Annotated in this window: 26 protein-coding genes and 1 tRNA gene; 13 read left to right on the forward strand and 14 right to left on the reverse strand. The window is 71.9% G+C overall.

What is annotated here, in order from left to right; all coding sequences use genetic code 11:
- Positions 1-24: 24 nt before the first annotated feature.
- The 3 genes from SD460_RS11710 to SD460_RS11720 all read left to right on the forward strand — a co-directional run bounded on the left by SD460_RS11710 (position 25) and on the right by SD460_RS11720 (position 3396).
- Positions 25-825, forward strand: coding sequence for a DeoR/GlpR family DNA-binding transcription regulator (locus tag SD460_RS11710; protein ID WP_290049756.1), 801 nt, complete (start codon positions 25-27; stop codon positions 823-825).
- Positions 822-1904 carry a galactose-1-phosphate uridylyltransferase gene (galT, locus tag SD460_RS11715; protein ID WP_290049757.1) on the forward strand — a complete coding sequence of 361 codons (1083 nt, stop codon included), beginning with the start codon at positions 822-824 and terminating at the stop codon, positions 1902-1904. Before SD460_RS11710 ends, galT begins: the two co-directional genes overlap by 4 nt.
- 73 nt (positions 1905-1977) lie before the next feature.
- The gene (locus tag SD460_RS11720) at positions 1978-3396 is read left to right on the forward strand and encodes a S1C family serine protease (protein WP_318306142.1); all 1419 of its coding nucleotides are present in this window, start codon (positions 1978-1980) and stop codon (positions 3394-3396) included.
- Positions 3397-3534: 138 nt separating this feature from the next.
- Here SD460_RS11720 and SD460_RS11725 read toward each other — a convergent pair whose 3' ends face one another.
- From SD460_RS11725 to SD460_RS11745, 5 genes are read right to left on the reverse strand one after another with little or no spacing between them, the layout of a single operon-like run.
- Positions 3535-4161 (reverse strand): hypothetical protein, encoded by a 627-nt coding sequence (locus SD460_RS11725; RefSeq protein WP_290049759.1) that lies wholly within the window; start codon positions 4159-4161, stop codon positions 3535-3537.
- Positions 4158-5276, reverse strand: coding sequence for a molybdopterin-dependent oxidoreductase (locus SD460_RS11730; protein ID WP_290049761.1), 1119 nt, complete (start codon positions 5274-5276; stop codon positions 4158-4160). The genes SD460_RS11725 and SD460_RS11730 overlap by 4 nt, the downstream gene beginning before the upstream one ends.
- Positions 5273-5899 carry a methyltransferase domain-containing protein gene (locus SD460_RS11735; protein WP_318306143.1) on the reverse strand — a complete coding sequence of 209 codons (627 nt, stop codon included), beginning with the start codon at positions 5897-5899 and terminating at the stop codon, positions 5273-5275. Before SD460_RS11735 ends, SD460_RS11730 begins: the two co-directional genes overlap by 4 nt.
- On the reverse strand, positions 5899-6579 hold the full coding sequence (locus SD460_RS11740; RefSeq protein WP_318306144.1) for a TIGR04282 family arsenosugar biosynthesis glycosyltransferase: 681 nt from the start codon (positions 6577-6579) through the stop codon (positions 5899-5901). The genes SD460_RS11735 and SD460_RS11740 overlap by 1 nt, the downstream gene beginning before the upstream one ends.
- The gene (locus SD460_RS11745) at positions 6576-7220 is read right to left on the reverse strand and encodes a glycosyltransferase family 2 protein (RefSeq protein WP_290049847.1); all 645 of its coding nucleotides are present in this window, start codon (positions 7218-7220) and stop codon (positions 6576-6578) included. The genes SD460_RS11740 and SD460_RS11745 overlap by 4 nt, the downstream gene beginning before the upstream one ends.
- Positions 7221-7380: 160 nt before the next feature.
- On the opposite strand from SD460_RS11745, the gene SD460_RS11750 reads away from it, so the two are divergent.
- Genes SD460_RS11750 through SD460_RS11760 form a run of 3 tightly spaced genes read left to right on the forward strand, consistent with a single transcriptional unit; the run spans position 7381 to position 10533 of the window.
- The gene (locus SD460_RS11750) at positions 7381-8775 is read left to right on the forward strand and encodes a hypothetical protein (RefSeq protein ID WP_290049765.1); all 1395 of its coding nucleotides are present in this window, start codon (positions 7381-7383) and stop codon (positions 8773-8775) included.
- A 10-nt stretch (positions 8776-8785) separates the two neighbouring features.
- Positions 8786-9487: a response regulator transcription factor gene (locus SD460_RS11755; protein WP_290049767.1), complete on the forward strand. Its 702-nt coding sequence runs from the start codon at positions 8786-8788 to the stop codon at positions 9485-9487.
- A complete protein-coding gene (locus SD460_RS11760) occupies positions 9484-10533 on the forward strand; it encodes a sensor histidine kinase (RefSeq protein WP_290049769.1) in 1050 nt (349 codons plus the stop codon). The genes SD460_RS11755 and SD460_RS11760 overlap by 4 nt, the downstream gene beginning before the upstream one ends.
- On the opposite strand, the gene SD460_RS11765 is transcribed toward SD460_RS11760, so the two are convergent.
- Positions 10530-10682 carry a hypothetical protein gene (locus SD460_RS11765; RefSeq protein WP_290049770.1) on the reverse strand — a complete coding sequence of 51 codons (153 nt, stop codon included), beginning with the start codon at positions 10680-10682 and terminating at the stop codon, positions 10530-10532. The genes SD460_RS11760 and SD460_RS11765 overlap by 4 nt on opposite strands.
- 170 nt (positions 10683-10852) lie before the next feature.
- The gene (locus SD460_RS11770) at positions 10853-11908 is read right to left on the reverse strand and encodes an NAD-dependent epimerase/dehydratase family protein (protein WP_318306145.1); all 1056 of its coding nucleotides are present in this window, start codon (positions 11906-11908) and stop codon (positions 10853-10855) included.
- A gap of 123 nt (positions 11909-12031) precedes the next feature.
- Here SD460_RS11770 and SD460_RS11775 point away from each other — a divergent pair, with 123 nt between their 5' ends.
- Entirely contained in the window at positions 12032-12532 is a 501-nt protein-coding gene (locus SD460_RS11775; protein WP_086861534.1) for a MogA/MoaB family molybdenum cofactor biosynthesis protein, read from the forward strand.
- Between the two features lie 22 nt (positions 12533-12554).
- On the forward strand, positions 12555-13022 hold the full coding sequence (locus tag SD460_RS11780) for a hypothetical protein (protein WP_290049851.1): 468 nt from the start codon (positions 12555-12557) through the stop codon (positions 13020-13022).
- A 4-nt stretch (positions 13023-13026) separates the two neighbouring features.
- Here SD460_RS11780 and mscL read toward each other — a convergent pair whose 3' ends face one another.
- From mscL to SD460_RS11800, 4 genes are all read right to left on the reverse strand, one after another.
- Positions 13027-13440, reverse strand: coding sequence for a large-conductance mechanosensitive channel protein MscL (gene mscL / locus SD460_RS11785; protein WP_086678717.1), 414 nt, complete (start codon positions 13438-13440; stop codon positions 13027-13029).
- 30 nt (positions 13441-13470) lie between these two features.
- Positions 13471-14097 carry an SAF domain-containing protein gene (locus SD460_RS11790; RefSeq protein WP_318306146.1) on the reverse strand — a complete coding sequence of 209 codons (627 nt, stop codon included), beginning with the start codon at positions 14095-14097 and terminating at the stop codon, positions 13471-13473.
- 130 nt (positions 14098-14227) lie between these two features.
- Positions 14228-14542, reverse strand: a complete 315-nt coding sequence (locus SD460_RS11795; RefSeq protein WP_290049777.1) for an FmdB family zinc ribbon protein — start codon at positions 14540-14542, stop codon at positions 14228-14230.
- A gap of 86 nt (positions 14543-14628) precedes the next feature.
- The gene (locus tag SD460_RS11800; protein WP_290049779.1) at positions 14629-15219 is read right to left on the reverse strand and encodes a 5-formyltetrahydrofolate cyclo-ligase; all 591 of its coding nucleotides are present in this window, start codon (positions 15217-15219) and stop codon (positions 14629-14631) included.
- 24 nt (positions 15220-15243) lie between these two features.
- Between SD460_RS11800 and SD460_RS11805 the strand changes: the two genes are divergently transcribed.
- The 5 genes from SD460_RS11805 (at position 15244) to SD460_RS11825 (ending at position 19217) form a co-directional block, all read left to right on the forward strand.
- The gene (locus SD460_RS11805; RefSeq protein ID WP_290049780.1) at positions 15244-16149 is read left to right on the forward strand and encodes a UTP--glucose-1-phosphate uridylyltransferase; all 906 of its coding nucleotides are present in this window, start codon (positions 15244-15246) and stop codon (positions 16147-16149) included.
- Positions 16146-17423, forward strand: coding sequence for a molybdotransferase-like divisome protein Glp (gene glp / locus SD460_RS11810; RefSeq protein WP_290049782.1), 1278 nt, complete (start codon positions 16146-16148; stop codon positions 17421-17423). The genes SD460_RS11805 and glp overlap by 4 nt, the downstream gene beginning before the upstream one ends.
- A complete protein-coding gene (locus SD460_RS11815) occupies positions 17423-18091 on the forward strand; it encodes a GNAT family N-acetyltransferase (RefSeq protein WP_318306147.1) in 669 nt (222 codons plus the stop codon). Before glp ends, SD460_RS11815 begins: the two co-directional genes overlap by 1 nt.
- 162 nt (positions 18092-18253) lie before the next feature.
- On the forward strand, positions 18254-19090 hold the full coding sequence (gene sepX / locus SD460_RS11820) for a divisome protein SepX/GlpR (RefSeq protein WP_290049785.1): 837 nt from the start codon (positions 18254-18256) through the stop codon (positions 19088-19090).
- A gap of 54 nt (positions 19091-19144) precedes the next feature.
- Positions 19145-19217: transfer RNA gene (locus SD460_RS11825), tRNA-Ala, on the forward strand.
- Positions 19218-19284: 67 nt separating this feature from the next.
- Here SD460_RS11825 and SD460_RS11830 read toward each other — a convergent pair.
- From SD460_RS11830 to SD460_RS11840, 3 genes are all read right to left on the reverse strand, one after another.
- Entirely contained in the window at positions 19285-20478 is a 1194-nt protein-coding gene (locus tag SD460_RS11830) for an MAB_1171c family putative transporter (protein ID WP_290049787.1), read from the reverse strand.
- Between the two features lie 80 nt (positions 20479-20558).
- Positions 20559-21044, reverse strand: a complete 486-nt coding sequence (locus SD460_RS11835; RefSeq protein WP_318306148.1) for a hypothetical protein — start codon at positions 21042-21044, stop codon at positions 20559-20561.
- Between the two features lie 88 nt (positions 21045-21132).
- Positions 21133-21537 (reverse strand): XRE family transcriptional regulator, encoded by a 405-nt coding sequence (locus tag SD460_RS11840; protein WP_125312461.1) that lies wholly within the window; start codon positions 21535-21537, stop codon positions 21133-21135.
- Positions 21538-21645 lie beyond the last annotated feature (108 nt).

A 21645-nucleotide genomic window follows, 5' to 3' on the forward strand; every position in this document is an offset into this window, starting at 1 on the left:
GTGTAACGGGGACGGAGTTGAGCGGTGCTGGCGCGTCAGCGACAGGCGGTGATCCTGGAAGAGGCACGCCGGACCGGTGCGGTCCGGGTCAGTGACCTCGTGACCAGGCTGGGCGTGTCCGACATGACGGTGCGCCGCGATCTCGACGTGCTCGCCGGGCGCGGGCTGGTCGAGAAGGTCTACGGCGGTGCCACCTCGATCGTCGGCAAGAGCACCGACGAGCCCGGGTTCGAGGCCAAGTCCGTGCGCCAGCGCGCGCAGAAGGAAGCCATCGCCGAGCTCGCCGCGACGCTCGTGCGGGCCGGCACCGCGATCGGCATCTCCGCCGGCACCACCACGTGGACGCTGGCGCGGGCGCTCGACGCCATCCCGGGGCTCACCATCGTGACCAACTCGATCCAGGTCGCCGACGTGCTCCGCGGCTCGACGCAGCCGGATCGCACGGTCGTGCTCACCGGCGGCGTGCGGACGCCGTCGGACGCGCTGGTCGGGCCGGTCGCCGTGCACAGCCTCCGGTCGCTGCACCTCGACGTCGTCTTCCTCGGCGTGCACGGGATGGCGGACGGACCGGGGTTCACGACGCCGAACCTCACCGAGAGCGAGACCGACCGCGCGCTGGTCGAGGCCGGGCGCAAGCTGGTCGTGCTCGCCGACCACACCAAGTGGGGCACCGTCGGGATCTCCACGATCGCCGACCTGGACGAGGCCGACGTCGTCGTCACCGATGACGGGATACCGGACGACGCCAAGGAAACGCTCGCCGAACGGGCGGGAGAACTCATGATCGCCGAGACGGCGGAGACGGACGAGGCCCGAGAAGCGTGAAGCGCACCGTACGACACCTGGCCGACGGCCGGGAGATCATCTACTTCGACCAGCCCGGCGCGCCCGACCGCGTCGCCGAGGACACCCGCGACCTGCCGCCGGTCTCGGCCGCGTCGGAGATCCGGCTGGACCCGCTGACCAACGAGTGGGTCGCGATGGCGGCGCACCGGCAGACGCGGACCTACAAGCCGCCGGCGGACCTGTGCCCGCTGTGCCCGAGCAAGCCCGGCAAACCGAGCGAGATCCCCGAAAGCGACTACGACGTCGTCGTCTTCGAGAACCGGTTCCCGTCCTTCGCGGAAGACGTCATCGGTGAGCCGTCCACTGTGGATGGTTCCGGGCTGGTGCCGGTGGCGCCCGGCCGTGGGCGCTGCGAGGTCGTCTGCTTCACCAGCGACCACGACGGTTCTTTCGCGCAGCTGAGTGCGAAGCAGGTGCGTGCGGTCGTCGACGCGTGGGCCGACCGCACGGCCGCGCTGTCGGAAGTGCCCGGTGTCGAACAGGTTTTCCCGTTCGAGAACCGCGGCGAGGAAATCGGCGTCACGCTTTCGCACCCGCACGGCCAGATCTACGGCTACCCCTTCGTCACGCCGAAAACCGCGCGGATGATCGACGTCGCCCGCGCCTACCAGGCCGAGCACGGGCGTCCGGTGCTCGGCGACGTGCTGGCCGCCGAACGGAAGTCCGGCGCGCGCGTCGTGGCGTCCGGCGAGCACTGGACGGCGTACGTGCCGCCGGCCGCGCGCTGGCCGGTCGAGGTGCACGTGGTGCCGCACCGGCAGGTCGCGGACATCCCCGCGCTGACCGACGCCGAGCGCGACGACTTCGCCGACGTCTACCTGGACGTGTTGCGCCGCTGCGACGCGCTGTACGACCGGCCGCTGCCGTACATCGCGGGGTGGCACCAGGCTCCGGTGCGCCAGGACCGCGAGCTCGGCTGGCTCCACCTGGAACTGTTCTCCGTGCTGCGCGCGAAGGACAAGCTGAAGTACCTGGCGGGGTCCGAATCGGGCATGGCGGTCTGGATCAACGACGCCACACCGGAGCAGATCGCGGAACGGCTCCGCGCGGCGGGCTGATCCCGGCCATACTCATCTCCGATGCACAGGTTCGGCTCAGGAACCTCTCAGGACCGTCCCGCAAGGTGATGACATGACCGAGAACGACCCCAGCACGCACGACCCCGCGGCGCCGCGGCAGCCCGAGACCGGCCAGCAGGCCGCTCAAGGCGGTTGGGCGGGGAGCCCGTACGGTGAGCAGGCCAAGCCCGAGTCCGGCGGTGCGCCGCAGTACTCCGAGCCGTCCTACCACGCGGTGACCGGGGCCGATCCGTCCTACGGAGCGCAGAACGCGAACCCCTGGTCCGCCCCCGGCTCGCAGTTGCCGCCCGGCCAGACCCAGCAGAGCGTCTACCCGCCGGCGAACCCGTACGGGCAGCCCGGCACCGCCGCCTACAACACGCCGGCGCCGCCGCAGCCGAAGCGGTCCGGCGGGAAGCTGCTCGCCGGCGTCGCGCTGGTCGCGCTGCTGGTCGGCGGCATCGCGGGCGGCGCGGTCGGGTACCTGACCGGTGGCTCCGCCGGCCCGTCCAGCAACGCGCTCGACGCGCCGAAGCCGGCCCAGCAGACGGGCAACGCGCCCGCCGGCTCGGTCGAGTCCGTGGCGCAGAAGCTGTCGCCGAGCGTCGTCGAGCTGCAGGTCAGCGGGCAGCAGGGGGCCGGCGAGGGTTCCGGGTTCGTCATCAGCACCGACGGCTACATCCTGACCAACAACCACGTCGTCGAGGTCGCCGCGAACGGCGGCCAGATCCAGGCCGTGTTCCAGGACGGCCGGAAGGCGGCCGCCAAGGTCGTCGGCCGCGACCCGACGACCGACATCGCGGTCGTCAAGGTCACCGGCGTCAACAACCTGACCCCGGTGGAGCTCGGCCGCTCCGACGACCTGCGGGTCGGCCAGTCGGTGGTCGCCATCGGCTCGCCGTTCGAGCTGGCCGGCACGGTCACCTCGGGCATCGTCAGCTCGCTGCACCGGCCGGTGCGCGCGGGCGGCAGCAGCGGCGACCAGACGACGGTGATGGACGCCGTCCAGACCGACGCGGCGATCAACCCCGGCAACTCGGGCGGCCCGCTCGCGAACATGGCCGGCCAGGTCATCGGCATCAACTCGGCGATCTACAGCCCGCAGTCCGGCCAGGGCGGCCAGGGCCAGGGCGCGTCCGAGGGCGGCAACGTCGGCATCGGCTTCGCCATCCCGATCGACCAGGCCCGCCGCACGGCGGACACGATCATCAAGACCGGCCAGGCGGTGCAGACGTACATCGGCGCCCAGGTCAAGGACGCCCCGCAGGGCGGCGCCCAGCTCGGCCCGATCACCGCGGGCAGCCCGGCGGAGAAGGCGGGCTTGAAGGAAGGCGACGTCGTCACGAAGATCGACGACCGCACCATCGACTCGGCCGACACCCTGGTCGCGGCGGTGCGCACCCGCGCCCCGGACGAGAAGGCGACCTTCACCCTCGCCGACGGCCGCACGGTCGAGGTGACGCTCGGCGGGCAGCCCGTCCCGGCCAACTGACCCGTTCCAGACGCTCGGCCGCCCTGGCGCGGCCGAGACCAACTTCGGCTCGACCCCCGAATCCGGGGCCGGACCCACAAGGCCACGCGCGACCCAGGCAGCTGATGCCGGTCGCGCGTGGCCGCATTTGTGCCGGGGTCAGGTGCGGGGGTGGCCGGGTGGGGTGTTCGGCGGGGCTTCGGCGACCGGCGTGCCGGGGGTTTCGGTGGTGGGCTGGGCTGGTGTGCGGTGCGGGGTGCCGGTCGGGTCGGCGGGCGCGCCGGAATGCTCGGTGGGCGCGGCCGGTGCGGTGTGCGGGGCTGGCGATGGGCTGGAATGTTCGGTCGGCGCGGCCGCTGGGGTGACTGCGGAGGTAGGGCGGCGGGCGCGGATGGTGAGCGCCGTGACGATGACCGCGAGCCAGACCGCTGCCACCGTCAGGGCCAGGCCCAGGGCCGGGTCGCCGTCGTGGAGGCCGGGCATCGGTGGGGTTCCGTATGGGCGCCAGAGCAGGGGGAACGCCACGATCGCCAGGACACCGGTGATCACCGTGCCCGCCACCACCGGGGCTTTCCACGGCCTTGGCACGATTCGGCTCAGTACGATGCCGAGCACCGCTGTCAGGGGTGCGATCACGCCGTCGTTGAAGACTGGGCCGCCGACTATCCAGGCGGCCGTCGCGATTACGTCCGGACGCACCGGGAGCGCGTACTCGGCGAACAGCACCACGCCCCACGCCAATGCCGCGAGGCCCGGTAGGGCGAGGAGTGCACGGGCGGTCTTCACAGCGCCTCCAGCTTCGTGACCCACTTCGTCTGCAGGACGCCCGGGCGGTTCGGGGCGATGATCCGGCACGGGAAGCCGTGGTCCACGTCCAGGACTTCGCCGTTGAGTTCCAGGGCCAGCAGGGTCAGCTCGTCGGCCGTGTGTTCGCCGGGGAGGGTGCTGACGCTGTAGAGGCCGGAACGCTCCATTGAGGACACTCGGACCGCGGTGCCGGGCGGTGCGCCGGTGGCTTTCAGGAGGGTCGGCAGGGAGATGCCGCGCCAGGTGGCTGATTGGCTCCAGCCTTCCACGCACGCGATCGGGAGTTCCGCCGTCGTTTGGGGTAGTGCGCGTAGCTCGTCCAAGGAGAACGTCTTTGTGCCGCGCGGGGTCACCACCGAAAGGCGCCACGAGGGGGACCACGTGATGCCCGCGGCCGCCGCTGTGCGGTTCACCGGGAGGTTTTGCGTTCCCTTGCCCGTCTTCCAGGACAGGCCGGAGACGCCGCGGAGGAACGGGACCGTCGCGCCCGCGGTGGCGACGACCGCGGTGCCGGTGGCCAGGCCGGTGGTGAGGAGGAAACCTCGCCGGGAGAGGCCCGCGGACGATGGGGGTTGCTCGGTGGCCTGCCGGGTCAGGGCGCGGCGGATGATCGGGAGCTTCACCGCGACGTGCACCAGGATCGAACCGATCGCCAGCCACGCGACTGCGTAGTGCACCTGCGGGAAGTAGAAGCCCCACGGGTAGTTCTGGGCCACGTTCAGCAGTCCGGTGCTCAGCTCGAAGAACGCCGCCCCCGAGAGCACCAGGATCGACAAGCGCTCCAGGGCGTGCGGCAGCGAACGGACGAGCGGCCTGCCGAACAGCTTCGGGTAGACGCTCCACAACTTCGCCAGCAACAACGGGATCGACGCCACGCCGGAGATCACGTGCAGCCCTTGGGTGACGCGGTAGAGGCCGACCGGGCGGCTGGGCCACCAGAACCAGCCCGGCGGGTGCTGGATCAGGTGGCTGATCAGCCCGGTCACGAAGCACGTCGTGAACGTGATCGCCAGCGCCAGGCCGATCTTCGACGTCACGCGCTCGTCGTGGGCCGGTGCCCGGAACTGTTCTTCCTTCGGGATCGGCAGTTTCACCGTCGCTCCAATCGCGCGAACCAGCGGTGGCCGTGGCGAGTGGTCCAGTCGACGCGGAGGCCGGCGCGCACGGCGACTTCGGCGATCGCGTCCACGCCGACCCAGGCCCAGCTGAACCACGCGACGTCGGCGTGGCCCGGGCGCAGGCGGACGCGTTCGTGGCGCAAGCCGTGGCCGGGTGGCTCCAGTTCGGCGAGGACGTCGCCGCCGGGGGCGAGCAGCTGCGCCGCGCGCCGCAGCAGGGCCGCCGGGTCGCCGCCGATGCCGATGTTGCCGTCGGCGAGCAGGGCGTGCCGCCAGCGGCCTTCGCCCGGCAGGCGGTCGAACACGTTGCGGTGCAACGCGTTTCCGCCGCGTCGGCGGGTCAGGCCGACCGCCGTGCGCGAGCTGTCCACCCCCAGCGCGACGACTCCGCGGCCGGCCAGCGCCGCGGTGAGCCGGCCCGGGCCGCAGCCGATGTCGATGGTCGGGCCGGTGCAGGCGTCGAGCAGGACGTCGTCGCCGTCGGAGGCCTCGGTCCAGCGTTCGACCGGCAGCTCGATGCGCTCGCCGGTCGCGAGCTCGAGCCAGCAGCGGTGGCCGAGCAGGCCGAGGTCGAATTCGTGGCCGACCAGTGTCGTCATCACGCGACCGCCCGTCCGCCGACGGCCGCGACGGCGCGGGCGAACCGGCCGTTCGGGCACTCCGCCGCGACCGCGCGAGCGTCCGCCATCGTGTCCACATCGGACAGCCGGGCGGCCGTGGCCGGTCGCAGTCCGCACGCGGTGAGCGCGCGCAGCGTCCGCTCGCCGGTGTCGTCGAGGGACATCGGGACGCCCGCGAGGACCTGCGCGTGGCGCGGTTCGGCCAGCCCCAGCGCCCACCAGCCGCCGTCCTCGGCCGGGCCGAGCACCGAGTCGCGGCCGTGCCGCACCGGCGCGATGGCCGCCGTGAGGGACTCCGGCGTGACCTGCGGGGTGTCCATGCCGATCTGCAGGATCGGCAGGCCGGCGTGCACCGCGGCCGCGTCGGCGTGGGCGTTCGCCAGCCGGGCGCCGAAGTCCCAGCCGCGCTGCGGGATGACGGTGGCCCGCCGCAGCGCCAGCCCGATTTCCGCGGACCTGGCGGCGGCACCGAGGTCGCCGGTCATCGCGACGACGGGCTCGGCATCGGGCACCGCGCACACGGCGTCGAGCGTGTCGAGCAGCGCCGCTGCGGCGATCTCCGCCGACTGGGCCGGTGTCGCCGGTGGGCACAGCCGGGTCTTGGCGAGGCCCGGCACCGGCGCCTTGGCCACGACCAGCAGGACGAACGACGACGTCATCGGGCCAGCACCCGCCCGAAGTCGCGGACCGCGCGCAGCGTGCCCCGCACCGAACCGGACACCTTCGACTTGGTGCCCTTGGCGCGTTCGCCGTAGCGGACGTCGAACTCGCGGACCCGCCAGCCGGCCCGCTCGGCCTTGATCAGCAGCTCGAGCGGGTACCCGAACGCCCGGTCGGTGACGTCGAGGTCCAGCAAAGCCCGCCGGTCCGCGGCGCGCAGGGGCGCGATGTCCCGCACCGGCAGCCCGCGGGTGCGCAGCAGCAGCGCCAGCACGACGTTGCCCGCCCTCGCGTGCCAGGGCCACACGCCGGGACCGGTCGGCACCCGGCGGCCGACGGCCAGGTCGGCGCCGTCCCCGACCGCGGTCACCAGCCGCGGCAGGTCGCCGAGGTCGAGGGACCCGTCGGCGTCGGCGAAGCACACGATGTCCGCGGTGGCGGCTTCGAGCCCGGTGTGCACGGCCGCGCCGTAGCCGCGACGCGGTTCGTGGACGACCTTCGCGCCGAGCGAGGCCGCCACTTCGGGCGAGCCGTCGGCCGAACCGTTGTCGACCACGATCGCGCGGTAACCCGGCGGCAGGCCGGCCAGTACGCCGGGCAACGCGCCGGCTTCGTCGAGGCAAGGGAGGACGACGTCCACTCCTGAGTCAGTCACGGGGCCGACCGTAAGTCCGGCGTGGACGGCCGAAAACCCTTGCGGTCCTTACTGAATCATGACGGGTGACGAGGTTCTTACCGGGTCGTTACGGCTGCTCCAACCGGTGCGCGAGGCACCACTCGCGGACTTATGGTGGACAGCGATGAGCGAGCCGAATCCGGCAGCCCGGCTCGCCGAGCCGCCTGTCCGCGAACCCGAAGCCCCGGTCACCGGGCGCCGCGCCGACCTCCTCGCCGTCGCGGCCGCGGTGGTGCTCGTCGCCGCGGCCACCGCGGTCGGCTTGTACTACAACCGGCCGCATTCCGGTGTGGTCATCTTCGTTTCCTCGCCGCCGCTGTTCGCCGACTGGCTGCCGCACGTCGGCCCGGGCTCGGTGTTCGCCGTGCTCGTCGCCGTCGCCGTCGTGCTGCACGGCCCGGTGCTGGCCGCCCGGCTGCCGTGGCGCCGCGCGCTCGTCACCGGCTACCTGGCCTCGCTGGCGTGGATCTTCTCGCTGGCCATGGTCGACGGCTGGACGCGCGGGTTCGCCGGCCACCTCACCATTCCGCAGGAGTACCTCCACGAGGTACCCGGGATCACCGACATCCCCCGGATGCTGCGCGAGTTCTCCTCCCGCATCCTCGACTTCCAGCCGAATTCGTGGACCACGCACGTCTCCGGGCACCCGCCGGGCGCGACGCTCGTCTTCGTCTGGCTGGACCGGATCGGCCTGCACGGCGGCGCGTGGGCCGCGACGGCCGTCGTGCTCGCCGGCGCCTTGGTCGCGGTCGCCGTGCCCGCCACGGTCGCCCTGCTCGGCCGGGCCGAGGCCGCCCGCGCGGTGCTGCCGTTCGCCGTCCTCACGCCCGGCGCGGTGTGGATCGGGGTGTCCGCGGACGGCTTGTTCGCCGGGGTGACCGCCACCGGGCTGGCGCTGCTCGCGTTGTCCGCGCGCGGGTTCACCGGCGGCCGCCGGTACGCCGTGCCGGCCGGCGTGGCTTCGGGTCTCCTGCTCGGCTTCGGCGTCTTCCTTTCGTACGGCCTGGTGCTGCTCGGCCTGCTCGCGGTGGCCGTGGCCATCCTCGGCCGGCAGTGGCGGGCGGCAGCGCTGGCGATCGGCGGGGCGTTGCTGGTCGTCGGCCTCTTCGCCTGGGCGGGCTTCTGGTGGCTCGACGGCTACCACCTGGTCGTCGAGCGCTACTACCAGGGCGTCGCGCTGGTCCGGCCCTACTCGTACTGGGTGTGGGCGGATCTGGCGGCGGTGGCGATCGCCCTCGGCCCCGCGGTGGTGGCCGCCGTCCGCCGGGGCCTCGCCGGAGCGCGTCGCGGCCTGCTTTCCGACCCGGTGCTGCTCCTGGGCGTCGCCGCGCTGCTCACCATCGTGTTCGCCGACGTTTCGGGCCTGTCGAAGGCCGAGACCGAACGGATCTGGCTACCGTTCGGGGTGTGGTTGCTGCCGTTGACGGCGTTGCTGCCGCGGCCCGGACGCCGATGGTGGCTGGCCGCGCAGGCGGCGACGGCGCTGGCGGTCAACCACCTGCTGCTGACCGGCTGGTGAGGGAGACGTGATGAACGATCAGGCCGGGCGGGTGCTCGTGGTCGACGACGACGAGACGGTCCGCGACGTCGTCCGCCGCTACCTGGAGGTGGCCGGGTTCACGGTCGACCAGGCCGGCGACGGCGCGGACGGGCTGGCCAAGTTCGCCGCCCACGAGCCCGACCTCGTCGTGCTCGACGTCATGATGCCGGGGATCAACGGCCTGGAGGTGTGCAAGCGGCTGCGCCAGGTCAGCCAGGTGCCGATCGTCATGCTCACCGCGCTCGGCGAGGAGGAGAACCGGATCGCCGGGCTCCAGCTCGGCGCCGACGACTACGTGACGAAACCGTTCAGCCCCAAGGAACTCGCCCTCCGCGTCGCCTCCGTGCTGCGCCGCGCGCGGATGCCCCGGCCGCAACCGGCCGCGGCCGAACTGGCGGACGGCGACCTGCGCCTGCAGATGAACGCGCGCACCGCGACGCTCGGCGGCCGCGAACTGCCGCTCACCACCCGGGAATTCGACCTGTTGGCGTACTTCCTCGCCAACCCCGGCGTCGCCTTCTCGCGCGCGGACCTGCTCGAAAAGGTGTGGGGCTGGGACTTCGGCGACCAGTCCACAGTGACCGTCCATGTGCGACGGTTGCGCGAGAAGATCGAGCGCGACCCGGCCAAGCCGGTCCGGGTCGCGACCGTGTGGGGCGTCGGCTACCGCTACGACCGGGAGCAGCCGTGATCGAACCAGGTGAGTCCTTCGACGAGATGGCGGCCCACGTCTGGCACATCCTGCCGCTGGCGCTGCTCTTCGCGCTCCCGATGGCCGCGCTGGGGGGCGTGGTGCTCTACGTCCTGCGCCGCGGTTCCCTGGCCACCACGCTCACCGTGCTGGTGCTGATCCCGGTGGTCGCCACGCTGGTCGGGGTGCTGGGCATCAGCGGGTTCATGTTCACCCCGGCGCTGACCACGATGCTGCTGGTCTGCCTGCTCGTCGCGCTGGTCACCGTGCCCGCGGCGATCGTCTTCGGCCGGGCGATCGCGCGTCGCAGCGTGTGGGAACGCGAAGCGCGTGAACGCGAACGCGCGGCCGAGGCGTCCCGCCGCGAGCTGGTCGCCTGGATCAGCCACGACCTGCGCAGCCCGCTGGCCGGCATCCAGGCGATGGCCGAGGCGCTGGCCGACGGCGTGGTGTCCGAACGCGACGAGGTCGCCGACTACGCCCAGCGGATCACCGGCGAGACCACCCGGCTCTCCGCGATGGTCGGCGACCTGTTCGAGCTCTCGCGGATCACGGCGGGCGCCCTCGAGCTCACCATGTCCGCGGTGCCGCTGCGGGACGTCGTCAGCGACGCCGTCGCCGCCCAGTCGCCGGTCGCCGAGCGGAAACGCGTTCGGGTGCTCGCCAACGCCTCGACCTGGCCCGTCGTGACCGGGAGCGACCCGGAACTGGCGCGGATCGTGCGGAACCTGGTCTCCAACGCGATCCGGCACACCCCTCCCGACGGGACGGTCGCGGTGCAGATCGGCGTCGACGGCGACGAAGCCCTGCTCGCCGTCGACGACTCCTGCGGCGGCATCCCGGACGACGAGATCACCCGCGTCTTCGACGTCGCTTTCCGGGGGACGCAGGCGCGGACGCCGGAACGCGGCGGGACGACCAGCGGCGGCGGGCTGGGGTTGGCCATCGCCAAGGGGCTGGTGGAGGCGCACCGCGGGAAGATCGGCGTGCACAACCACGGGCCCGGGTGCCGGTTCGAGGTGCGGCTGCCGCTGGCGATGTCCTAGCGGGCGGAGGATGGGTTCACCGCCCGCAGGGTCCAGACCACCGCGGCGCGGCGGCCTTCGGCTCGCTCGAACCCCGGCGGGAAGTCGAGGCGGAACCGGTGGGCGACCCGGCCCGCGCGATCGCACAGCCCGGCGGGCAACGCGGCCATGAGCTCAGCAGCCGGAGGCCGGGCAGCTGTGCGGCCGCGGTCGGATCCGCCGCGCTACCGGTTCACCGGGCCGGTAGCGGACACCCCGTGACGACTTGCCGCCGAGCGGGGTACGAGTGCTCGTCGACGGCCCGGATGCTGTGGTGCTAGGCGACATCCGCCGGGTGAACTCAGACCGGGTCGCGCAGCTCTGCCGTGGCGAAGTCGGCCATGCCCTTGTCGAAGCCGATTTCGGCCGTGAAGCCCAGTAGTTCGCGGGCGCGGGCGGGGTCGGCCACCACGTGGCGGACGTCGGCCGCGCGGGCGCCGCCGACCACCTGGGGGGCTGGGCCGCCGCAGGCGCGGGCGAGCTCGAACGCCAGGTCGCCCACCGTGTGCGGGGTGCCGGAGCAGACGTTCAGCGGGGTGACGTCGCCCGGTGGGCCGGGTGTCCTGAGGGCCAGGACGTTCGCCCTGGCGACGTCGTGGACGTGGATGAAGTCGCGCTGCTGGCCGCCGTCCTCGAGGACGCGCGGGGCTTCGCCGCGCACCAGCGACGAACGGAACAGCGATGCCACCCCGGCGTACGGGGTGTTCTGCGGCATCCGCGGGCCGTAGACGTTGTGGTAGCGCATCGCCCAGGCGCTGCCGCCCGTTTGCCGGGCCCACGCGCCGGCCAGGTGTTCCTGCGCGAGCTTCGTCGCCGCGTACGTGCTGCGGGGGTTCAGCGGTGCGTCCTCGGGCACGAGCCGCCACGCGAGCTCGGCCCCGCAGGACGGGCACCGCGGCTCGAAGCGGCCGGCGTCCAAATCGGACGCGAGGCGCGGTGACGGTGGCACGACGCCGTGCTCCGGGCAGGCGTACCGGCCTTCGCCGTAGACGACCATCGACGACGCCAGCACCAGCTTCCGCACGCCCGCCGCGTACATCCCGGCCAGCAGCACCGCCGTGCCGTAGTCGTTGTGCAGGGCGTACGAAGGCGCGTCCGACGGGTCGACGCCGTGCCCGACCACCGCTGCCTGGTGGCACACCGCGTCGACGCCGTCCAGCAGTTCCGCGACGATCTCGGCGTCGGTGACGTCGCCGCGCAGGAACCGGTGCCTGCCGGTGTACGGCGGCGGCGTTCGGGAGCCGTGCGCCGTCGGGAGCAGGTTGTCGAGCACCACGACCTCGTCGCCGTCGTCGGCGAGCAGGTCGGCGATGTGTGATCCGATGAACCCGGCTCCGCCGGTGACCAGTACGCGCACACCGGCCACGCTAGGGGGCCGCACGGTGCCTTGCCGAGAGCGGCGCGGCCACGTCACCGGATCGTCAGAACTCACCCGGCACCTCCCACCGCCGTACGGCCGAAACCGACTACGGTGGGCGCCATGGAACGGAGTGCACAACGGCTGGGCCGGGCCCTCGTGGTCATCGTGGACGATCGCGTGGCGCACGGCGAGCACGAGGACACCAGCGGTCCGCTCGTCACGGAGCTGCTCGAAGAAGCCGGCTTCATCGTCGACGGTGTCGTGGTCGTCGACGCCGAGACCACGGGTATCCGCAACGCGCTCAACACGGCCGTGATCGGCGGCGCCGACCTGGTGATCACCGTCGGCGGCACCGGGGTGCTGCCGCGCGACCGGACGCCCGACGCCACCGCCGGTGTGCTCGACCGCCCGATCCCGGGGATCAGCGAGGCGATCCGCGCGTCCGGCCTGGCCGCCGGCGCGGTCGACGCCGGGATTTCGCGGGGGCTCGCCGGGGTTTCCGGGAGCACCCTCGTGGTCAACCTCGCCGGGTCGCGGTCGGCGGTCCGGGACGGGATGGCGACGTTGACCTCGCTCGTGCCGCACGTGATCGACGAGCTTTCGGGCCTCGAAGAGGTGTGATCCACCGTTGACCGGGCCGGGGATGGGCGAGATCGAGGCCTGGTTCGACGGTGTCCTCGCCGGGCGGATCAGCCGCGACGCGGCTGACCGCTGGGCCATGAAGTGGCTCAGCGACGACTTCGCCGGTCGGGTCGACCTCGACGAACATCAGCTGTGGGCGCTCGATCTGCTCGGTGGCATCGACCTCACCCACGGGCCGGGAGCGGACTTCCTGCACAGCCAGGAACAGATCAGCGGATGGCGGGACGAGGTGCGGGCACGCCGCTCGGCGTTCGCTCTGGAGTTATCAAAGAACGAGTCGTGGGACACTGGGGGTATGCCGGGCGAACAGCGGAACCCCCAGACCAGCAGCGAGCGGCGCCGCCGGGTCGACGAGATCTTCGGGGACGTCCTGCCTGAGACGACCTCCGACGAACGCGATCCCGAGCGGCGCACCGGTCTCCCGGACGACTGGTACCGGGAGAACCGGCCACCGCATCACGACCGCTGAGCCGTCAGTCGCGGCCGTTGTCGCGCTGGGCCTGGGCGCGCAGCAGGTCGCGGATCTCGATGAGCAGCTCGACGTCGGTGGGCTCGGACGGGCCCGGCTCCTGGCCGCGCTTGCGCCGCTCCTGCACGTGCTTCACCGGCAGCACGATCACGAAGTAGACGACCGCCGCGACCAGCACGAAGTTGATCGCCGCGTTGATCACGCCGCCGAAGTCCAGGAACGTGGCTTCGTTGTTGTCGAAGATCTGGTACCCGAGGCCCTTGGCGGCGTCCGTACCACCGATCGTGCTGATCAGCGGCTTGATGAGGCCGTTGGTGAACGCCGTGACGATCGCCGTGAACGCCGAGCCGATGACCACCGCGACGGCGAGGTCGACGACGTTGCCGCGCATCAGGAAGTCTTTGAAACCCTTGAACACTTGCTCTCCTAGCAACCGGGCTGGTGGGGGCTAGCGGAGAGTAACCGTTACCGGACGCTCCAGTGAAATCGCCGCCACCCTCGTCGCGATCGCCTCCGGCAGCCGGAGCAGGACCAGGGGGCCCTTCGCCGCGGACGGCTCCTGATGGCCGATCGCCACGACCGTGGCCCCACCGGCCAGTACGGAAGCGGGTACGCCCGCCTCCGGCGCCGCGACGACGTCCACACGGCTGCCCGGTGTCAGGAGTTCGGCGACGGCCGCGTCGGCCAGCCGGACCGGCACGGTGGCCGTGCCAGGATCACCCGGGGCGGGGATGGCGGCCAGCCGGACGTCCGTCAGCGGCTCACCGGCGCGGACGGCGCCGGCCAGCGAACGCCCGTCGACGAGGTCCAGGGAGCTCAGCGCGCCGGACGGACGTGCGTCACCGGGGAGATCGGCCAGCCGGACGTCGGCGGCGCGCAAGGACGCGCCTGCGGGGAGGTCGTGCGCCGCGACGACGGTCGGATCCGTCGGCGCACCCCGCGCGGAACCGGGGTGGACGAACAGCAGCGCAGCGGCCAGCACCAGGCAGGCGGCGAGCCAGCGGCGGATCAGCCGCGTCCGCCGGCCTCGCAGCCGGGACAAGTCGGGTGGGTGGAACCTCGCCAGCACGTCCACGGTGCCCCCTCGGTCGGATCTCGTGCGACGGCGTGCCGCACAAGATCGACGTTAGGGAGCCGGACGGGCCGCCGGAAGGGCCTCGTCCGGTACCTGTGGACAACTGGGGTGTTGTGGACAACCCGCCGGCTCAGGAGGCCGCGGCGGTGGTTTTCGTCGTACTCGAGGAGGAGGATGCCGAGCTCGTGTCCGACTTCGACTCCGTCTTGGTCTCGGCCGACTTGGTCTCGGACTTCGGGGGCGTCGCGGCGGTGCTCGACGTCTTCGAGTCGCGCGAGTCGTTGCGGTAGAACCCGCTGCCCTTGAAGACGACGCCGACCGAGCTGAAGACCTTGCGCAGGGTGCCGGAGCACTGCGGGCAGACGGTCAGGCTCGGGTCCGAGAACGACTGCACGGCTTCGAACCGGTGGTCGCATTCTTTGCAGGCGTACTGGTACGTAGGCACTGACGGCTCCTTTGCTGGCACTCATCCGACCAGAGTGCCAACCCGATTGTGCTTGAAAACATTCCCCGAAAGCAATTCCAGGTTGCTCACATCGGCAGCTCGACCACGCCTCGACCCGGGGTCAAGGCGCCGGTCATCCGCACGTCGTGGGGCTCCCCGGGCAGCCGGTCGACCAGTTCTTCGTCCCGGACGACCGCCAGCAGCGTCGCGCCGGCCTCGGCGAACACCAGCGAACGATCGTAGTGACCGGCGCCGCGCCCGAGCCTGACGCCCCGGCGGTCCACGGCGAGCGCGGGCACCAGGACCAGCTCGGCCGCCGCCACGGCCTCGACACCCAGGCGTTTCCCGCCCGGCTCGCGGATCCCGCGGAACCGGCTGGGCACGAGATCGGCTTCGCCGGTGTACTCGGCCCACTCGAGCGGTCCCGGTTCGGGCTGGATGACCGGCAGCAGCACCCGCGCGCCGCCGGCCGCCAGCGCGTCGGCCAGCGCCGCCGTGCCCGGTTCGGTGCCGAAGGGGAGGTACGCGCACACCGTGCCCGCTGTGACCTTCGACACCTCGGTGACCAGGGCCGACGCCTCGGCGGCGTGCGATTCGGCGGTCTGGTCCGCGCGTGCGCGCTTCAGCCGGTCACGCCACTCCGCCTTGCTCAGGTGCTCATTGCCCAGCGCGTGCATGACCTCACGTTAGGCTTTGCGCCCATGACGGGCGCCGCAACCTCCCAGACGTTCAGAACAGCCATCGTGCCTGCCGCCGGCCTCGGGACACGGTTCCTTCCGGCGACGAAGGCCGTGCCCAAGGAACTGCTGCCCGTGGTCGACACGCCGGGCATCGAGCTGGTCGCGGCCGAGGCCGCCGCCGCCGGAGCGGAACGCCTGGTCATCGTCACCTCGCCGGGCAAGGAAGCCGTCGTCAAGTACTTCGAGACGCAGCCCGAGCTGGAGGAGAACCTCAAGGCCAAGGGCAAGGAAGAGCTGCTCGAGAAGGTCCGCCGCGGGCCCGCGCTGCTCGCCGTCGAGACCGCCATCCAGGAGCAGGCCCTCGGCCTCGGCCACGCCGTCGCGCAGGCCGAACCGAACCTGACGCCCGAGGACGAGGCCGTCGCCGTGCTGCTGCCGGACGACCTCGTGCTGCCCACCGGCGTGCTCGAGCGGATGAGCGCGGTCCGCGCCGAGCACGGCGGCAGCGTGCTCTGCGCGTTCGACATCCCCAAGGCCGAGATCTCGCCGTACGGCGTGTTCGACGTCAGCGACACCGACGACGAAGACGTCAAGCGCGTGCACGGGATGGTCGAGAAGCCGAAGCCGGAGGACGCGCCGTCGACCTTCGCCGCGGCCGGGCGCTACCTGCTCGACCGGGCGATCTTCGACGCGCTGAAGCGGATCACGCCGGGCAGCGGCGGCGAGCTGCAGCTGACCGACGCGGTCGCGCTGCTGATCACCGAAGGGCACCCGGTGCACGTCGTCGTCCACCGCGGCGGACGCCACGACCTGGGGAATCCGGGTGGTTTCCTGCGCGCCGCGGTCGATTTCGCGCTTGAAACGCCCGAGTACGGTCCATCTTTACGGGCGTGGCTGACGGAACGGATCGGGACAGATCGCCCATGACGGAATCCCTCGACGCGGCACGGCCCGAAGTGGCCGAGGAGGAGGCCGAGTTCCGCTCGGTCGACGCGCAGATCTCCATGACGCTGGACGCCGCCGTCCGGCCCCGGCCGGTGCGGGTGGCGATCTCCGAGGCCCAGGGCCTGCTCTGCGCCGAGGAGGTCGTCGCGGAGCACGCGCTGCCCGGGTTCGACCAGGCCGCGATCGACGGGTACGCGGTGCGCAGCGTCGACGTGCGCACCGCTGGGCAGGAGCCGGTGCAGCTGCCGGTCGTCGGGGAGATCGCGGCGGGCTCGCGCCAGCCGCGGCGGCTCCAGCCCGGCCAGGCCGTGCGCGTCGACACCGGCGCGCCGCTGCCGACGCTCGCCGACGCCGTCGTCCCGCTCGCCTACACCGACGGACACCAGGCCAAGGTCACCGTGCACCGCTCGGTGCCCTCCGCGGGGTACGTGCGGCGGGCCGGCGAAGACGTCCAGATCGGCGACGTCGCCGTGCGCAACGGCGACACGATCGGCTCGGCGCAGGTCGGCCTGCTCGCCGCGGTCGGCCGGGCGAAGGTGCTGGTCTACCCGCGGCCGCGCGTGTCGATCGTGTCGGTCGGCGACGAACTGGTCGACATCGACCGGACGCCGTCGGTCGGGCAGGTCTACGACGTCAACTCCTACGCGCTGGCCGCGGCCGCCCGGGACGCGGGCGCCGAGGTCAGCCGGGTCGGCATCGTGCCGAGCGACCCGAAGCGGCTGCGGGAGATCGTCGAAGGACGGCTCCTGATGTCGGAGATCGTGGTGGTCGCCGGCGGCGCCGGCGGCACGACCGGCGACGAGGTCCACGCCGCGCTGTCCGACCTGGGCCGGATCGACCTGACCCGCGTCGCGATGCACCCCGGCTCGGTGCAGGGGTTCGGCAGGCTCGGCCCCGACTCGGTGCCGACGTTCCTGCTGCCGGGCAACCCGATGAGCGCGCTGGTGGTGTTCGAGGTGCTCGTGCGGCCGCTGATCCGGGCGGCGCGCGGGACCCGCAACCCGCACCGGCGGATCGTCGGCGCGCGGCTGCTGTCGCCGATCACGTCGACCGAGGGCCGGCGCGGCTTCCTGCGCGGTCAGCTGCTGCGCGACGAGGCCAACGGCGAGTACCTGGTCCAGCCGCTCGGCCAGTCCGGGGCGCACCTGCTCGCGTCGCTGGCCGAAGCGAACTGCCTGATCAACGTGCCGGAAGAGCTGACGGAAGTCGCCGCCGGCGAGCAGGTCCAGGTCACGTTCCTGGCGCAACGGGCCTGATGAACTCCGTGTCCGGCGTGTCCTACCCGGTCGAGAGCAGGCACCCGGGCTGGCCGGCGCGGCTCGGCCCGCTGCGGGTTCCCGCCGGCGTGGTCGCGATCCGGCCGGTCCGGCTGCGCGACGCGGGCGAGTGGAGCCGGATCCGGCTCCGGGACCGGGCGCACCTCGAGATGTGGGAGCCGACGGGCGTCGGCCCGTGGCCGGAACGCAACGCCTTCTGGTCATGGCCTTCGCAGTGGGCGGCCCTGCGTTCGCTCGCACGGCGTGGTCAGTGCCTGCCGTTCACGATCACCCTGGACGGGCGACTCGCCGGTCAGATCACTGTGGGTAACGTCATCCGGGCGTCGCTGCGGTCCGCCTGGATCGGCTACTGGGTGTCGTCCGATGTGGTCCGCGGCGGGGTCGCGACGGCCGCCGTCGCCCTCGTCACCGACCACGCCTTCGGCCCGGCCGGCCTGCACCGGCTGGAGGCCACCGTGCGGCCGGAAAACGTCGCCAGCCTGCGGGTTCTCACGAAGGCCGGCTACCGGCAGGAGGGGCTGTTCGAGCGCTACCTCGACGTCGCCGGCGCCTGGCGGGACCACTACTGCTTCGCCGTCACGCGCGAGGAGACCGGGCCCGGGCTGGTGTCCCGGCTGGTCGCGGCGGGCCGCGCCGACTACGCCTGACCGTGATTACCCACCTGGGTCAGTAGCCGCGTTACCACATGCTGTGAGATTCACCTAATCCGGTGAGGCATTTCCGTGATCGAACCCGGCGAGCCTCCGCCCGATCTGTTACTCCTGTGACTAGCGTGATTTCAGGTGAAGGATCGGGGGAGGTGACGGGAGATGCCCAGCTCCGTGATCATCGTCGCGCTCGCCGCGGCATGGCTCGTCGTACTCGTGCCCATGGTCGCGCGCCGGCGGCAGCAGGTCGCGAGAACGACCGACTCCGCGATGGCGGCCAGGGTCGTGCGCAGTGGTGGTGGACGCAACGAAGACCGGGAGGAATTCGCCATGTCCGATGGTCCCGAGAAGTCCCGGCCTTCGGTCGAGGACGACCTCGCGGAACTGGAAGCGGACCTCGAGCTCGAGGACGACTTCGAGGATCCGGAGCCCGACCCCGAACCGCTCCCGCAGCCGAAGCGCGGCTCGCGTGCCTCTCGCGCCGAACGCGACCGGCCGGGCTACCGACCCGGCCGAGGCGGCTTCGACCCCGAAGCGGCCGAGATCGCGGCGCGCGCGAAGTACAGCTTCCGGCAGCGGGTCGTCGTCATCCTGCTCGTGATCGCCGTGGCCACGGCCGCGGTCGCCGGCTTCCTCGTCCCGCTGGCTTGGTGGGGGCACGCCGTCGTCGACGTCGTGCTCGTCGGGTACCTCGTGTACCTGCGCCGCCAGGTGCGCATCGAGGAGGAGATCCGGCAGCGCCGGCTCGCGCGGTTCAACAGCACGCGGGCGCCTCGGCGCGCTCCGGTGGCCGAGGAGCCTGAGCCGATCGAAGAGGACCACCGCGAGGACGTCGACGTCGTCGAGCCGGTGCGGCGGGAGGTCGTCGAGCGGCGTCCGTCCCCTACGTCGCGGATCCGCCGCAGCGCGGTCGTGGTGGATCTGGACGACGAGGACCCGGCGTTCGAGGAGCTGGACGAGCCCGGGACCGGCCCTTATCGGCGTGCGGTTGGCGAGTGACCCCCCTGCACGGGGTGCTCGTGGGGCACTGCTAAGCTCTACGAGCACAACCAAGGGGCTGTAGCGCAGTTGGTAGCGCGTCTCGTTCGCATCGAGAAGGTCAGGGGTTCGATTCCCCTCAGCTCCACTTTCTGAAACGGCCGTCCACCTCAGGGTGGGCGGCCGTTTTCGTTGTGTCCTGTGTGGACGTTGCCTCAGTTGGTGGCGGGCAGGAGGACCGCTTGCTTCTCCTGGGGTTGCGTCGCCGTGTAGGCGCGGCCCACTCGGACCAGCCACTCGATGTCGTCGTCCAAGTTCGTTGTTTCCAGGCGTTCCAGGCGGCTGGCGCCCGACTCCTCGTTGGCTGCCCAGCCCGCTGACTTCGCGGCCAGTGCGGCGCGGAGGGAGCACGCCGCAGCCAGTGCCAGGTGGGTTACGTCGGTGTCCGCTCTGGTGTTGTTGTGCGGTACGTAAGGGCGTAGCGCTCGCCAGGAATCGCGGATTTCGATCACCCGGCGGCCCAGGAGGTAGCGCATTTCCTCGACGCGGAGGTACGCGCGGCGGGGGACTTTGCCGGTCAGGAGGCTGACCTCGGGGAAGGCCTGGCTGAGGTCGTGCCAGAGGCTGCCGAGTGCCTGGTACGAACGGAGGTCGCGCCACCAGGCCGCGACGTTCTCGCACTGGGCGGCCAGCGAAGGAATCAGCAGGCCCAGGACGATTCCGATCGTGCCGAGGCGGCTGACGACGCCGAGGGCGACCTCCCAGGCCATCGGGTCGTAGCCCAGCATCAAGGCGGGGACCGAGATCAAGCGGCCGGCGATCACCAGGAGGTCGGCGCCCGCGCCGATCATCGTCACGAACAAGCCGCGGCGGAGCCACGTGTCACCGCTCATGCGTGCGTAGGGCCAGCAAAGCCTGAGGAGCACCGTGAGGCCGTGGCCGAAGCCCAGTTCGAAGACCAGCAGGTACGCGATCACCATCGGGCGGTTCGCGTTCTGGACGAGGTACTCCGTGCCGTCCGGGGTCTTCACCGCCGCCGCGATCCAGAGGGTGATCATCACCGCGCCGATGGCCGAGCCGCGGGCGATCACCGCCCGGCGCTTGCGCTTGGCGTCCGCCGGGGAGTTGGACCACGTGATCACCGCGACCAGCAGTGCCGGGCTGAGGACGACCGCGGCCAGGAGTTCCATGACCAGGGTGGACAGGTTCGGCAGGCCCGTGCGGCGTTCGAGGGCCGCGCTGATCCCCGGGGTCGTCACGGTCCAGGCGATCGCGCCCGACGCGAAGACGGCCAGCAGCGCCATCGTCGCCGGGTCGCGGTGGGCCTTGGACGAAGTCAGGAGTTTGTAGACGAGGGCGATGAAGCAGAACGCCGCCATCGCGGGTCTGGTGGCTTCCAGCAGATCCATCCCGAGCGTCCCCCAGCTGGTCGTCGAGCGCCGGCCCACCAATTTACGGCGGGGCGCTCAGTCGTGGTAGCCCTTCGCGTTCACGTGAGCGACCGCCGGATGCGGTCGAGGATGCCGTCGGCCGACGCCGGGTCCGGGGCCTCGGGCGCCTCGCGCAGGCGGTCCTGGATGATCGTGGCCATCATTTCCGCTTCCTGCTCCTGGCGTTCGGTGTACCCGGAACGGCCGAGCAGGTCCTGGACGAGACTCGGGTCCAGGTCGGGGAACAGCAGCTGGGTCGTGACGCTGCTGGCCGCGGAAACCCCGCGGTGCCCGTAGATCATGTGCCCGAGCTCGTGCGCGATGATGTGGTGCTGGTGCGGGCGGCTCGCCACCGCCTCGTAGGTGATGAAGTCGGCCTCCGGCGTGGACAGCCACAGCCCGCACGGGTCGGACGGCCGGATCGTCACCGGCAGGACGTGCAGGGGGATGCCCCGCTTGGCGCTCAGCGCTTCCGCGAATTCGACGACGTCGCGGCACGGCGGCATGTGCAGGGACTCGAGCTTGCGCTTGGCGGCCCGTCGCATCGCTGACAGCGACAGGACGTCGAACGGTTGATGGCTGCTTCGGCGGTCCACGTCTGCCCTCATGTCGGGTCCGGTGTTCGACGCACCCTCAGCGTCGCGTCTGCATTCGGCCGATCTCTTCGATCATACGCGACATGAACTCCCGGCCGGAGCTGTCGAGTTCGAGCGCGCGCAGCGTGATGTTGCGGATGTCGGCGTTGCGCAGTGCGGCGATCAGCGCCAATTGCGAATCCACTCGTTCGGACGTCTCGTCGTCGAAGAAATACGCGGGCGGCACCCGGAAGAACGACGCCAGCGCCTCGAGGTGGCGCTTCGTCGGGTTGTCCCGCTGCCCGGTCCGCAGCTGCCAGACGTAGGTCTTGGAGAACGTGCCGCCGACCATCTCCGCGCAGCCCTTGGCCACCTCGTCGTTGCTGTACTCGCGGCCGAGCGGCTGGACCGTCTCGAACAGCTTCTCGATCTTGGCTGCCAGGGAAGGAGCTGGGGTGGTCACGGCACTAACGCTCCTCTGGAGGTCGCTGTCATGGACAGAGCATAGCCTGCTGGTCACGCTAGTTGACGCGAATCGAAGCCCGCCGTAGGCTCCAGGTGTTCGCTGATG

Source organism: Amycolatopsis solani, from assembly GCF_033441515.1.
In the GTDB taxonomy this organism is placed as follows: domain Bacteria; phylum Actinomycetota; class Actinomycetes; order Mycobacteriales; family Pseudonocardiaceae; genus Amycolatopsis; species Amycolatopsis solani.

Excerpts from the sequence above, each read along its gene's own strand:
- SD460_RS11835 (WP_318306148.1), bottom strand. The coding sequence starts at position 21,044 with ATGCGACGGGCCGCCAAGCGCAAGCTCGAGTCCCTGCACATGCCGCCG.
- SD460_RS11775 (WP_086861534.1), top strand. The coding sequence starts at position 12,032 with ATGGAACGGAGTGCACAACGGCTGGGCCGGGCCCTCGTGGTCATCGTG.
- glp (WP_290049782.1), top strand. The coding sequence starts at position 16,146 with ATGACGGAATCCCTCGACGCGGCACGGCCCGAAGTGGCCGAGGAGGAG.
- SD460_RS11805 (WP_290049780.1), top strand. The coding sequence starts at position 15,244 with ATGACGGGCGCCGCAACCTCCCAGACGTTCAGAACAGCCATCGTGCCT.
- SD460_RS11755 (WP_290049767.1), top strand. The coding sequence starts at position 8,786 with ATGAACGATCAGGCCGGGCGGGTGCTCGTGGTCGACGACGACGAGACG.
- SD460_RS11800 (WP_290049779.1), bottom strand. The coding sequence starts at position 15,219 with ATGCACGCGCTGGGCAATGAGCACCTGAGCAAGGCGGAGTGGCGTGAC.
- SD460_RS11830 (WP_290049787.1), bottom strand. The coding sequence starts at position 20,478 with ATGGATCTGCTGGAAGCCACCAGACCCGCGATGGCGGCGTTCTGCTTC.
- SD460_RS11765 (WP_290049770.1), bottom strand. The coding sequence starts at position 10,682 with ATGGCCGCGTTGCCCGCCGGGCTGTGCGATCGCGCGGGCCGGGTCGCC.
- SD460_RS11720 (WP_318306142.1), top strand. The coding sequence starts at position 1,978 with ATGACCGAGAACGACCCCAGCACGCACGACCCCGCGGCGCCGCGGCAG.
- SD460_RS11735 (WP_318306143.1), bottom strand. The coding sequence starts at position 5,899 with ATGACGACACTGGTCGGCCACGAATTCGACCTCGGCCTGCTCGGCCAC.
- sepX (WP_290049785.1), top strand. The coding sequence starts at position 18,254 with ATGCCCAGCTCCGTGATCATCGTCGCGCTCGCCGCGGCATGGCTCGTC.
- SD460_RS11750 (WP_290049765.1), top strand. The coding sequence starts at position 7,381 with ATGAGCGAGCCGAATCCGGCAGCCCGGCTCGCCGAGCCGCCTGTCCGC.
- SD460_RS11740 (WP_318306144.1), bottom strand. The coding sequence starts at position 6,579 with ATGACGTCGTCGTTCGTCCTGCTGGTCGTGGCCAAGGCGCCGGTGCCG.
- SD460_RS11815 (WP_318306147.1), top strand. The coding sequence starts at position 17,423 with ATGAACTCCGTGTCCGGCGTGTCCTACCCGGTCGAGAGCAGGCACCCG.
- SD460_RS11780 (WP_290049851.1), top strand. The coding sequence starts at position 12,555 with ATGGGCGAGATCGAGGCCTGGTTCGACGGTGTCCTCGCCGGGCGGATC.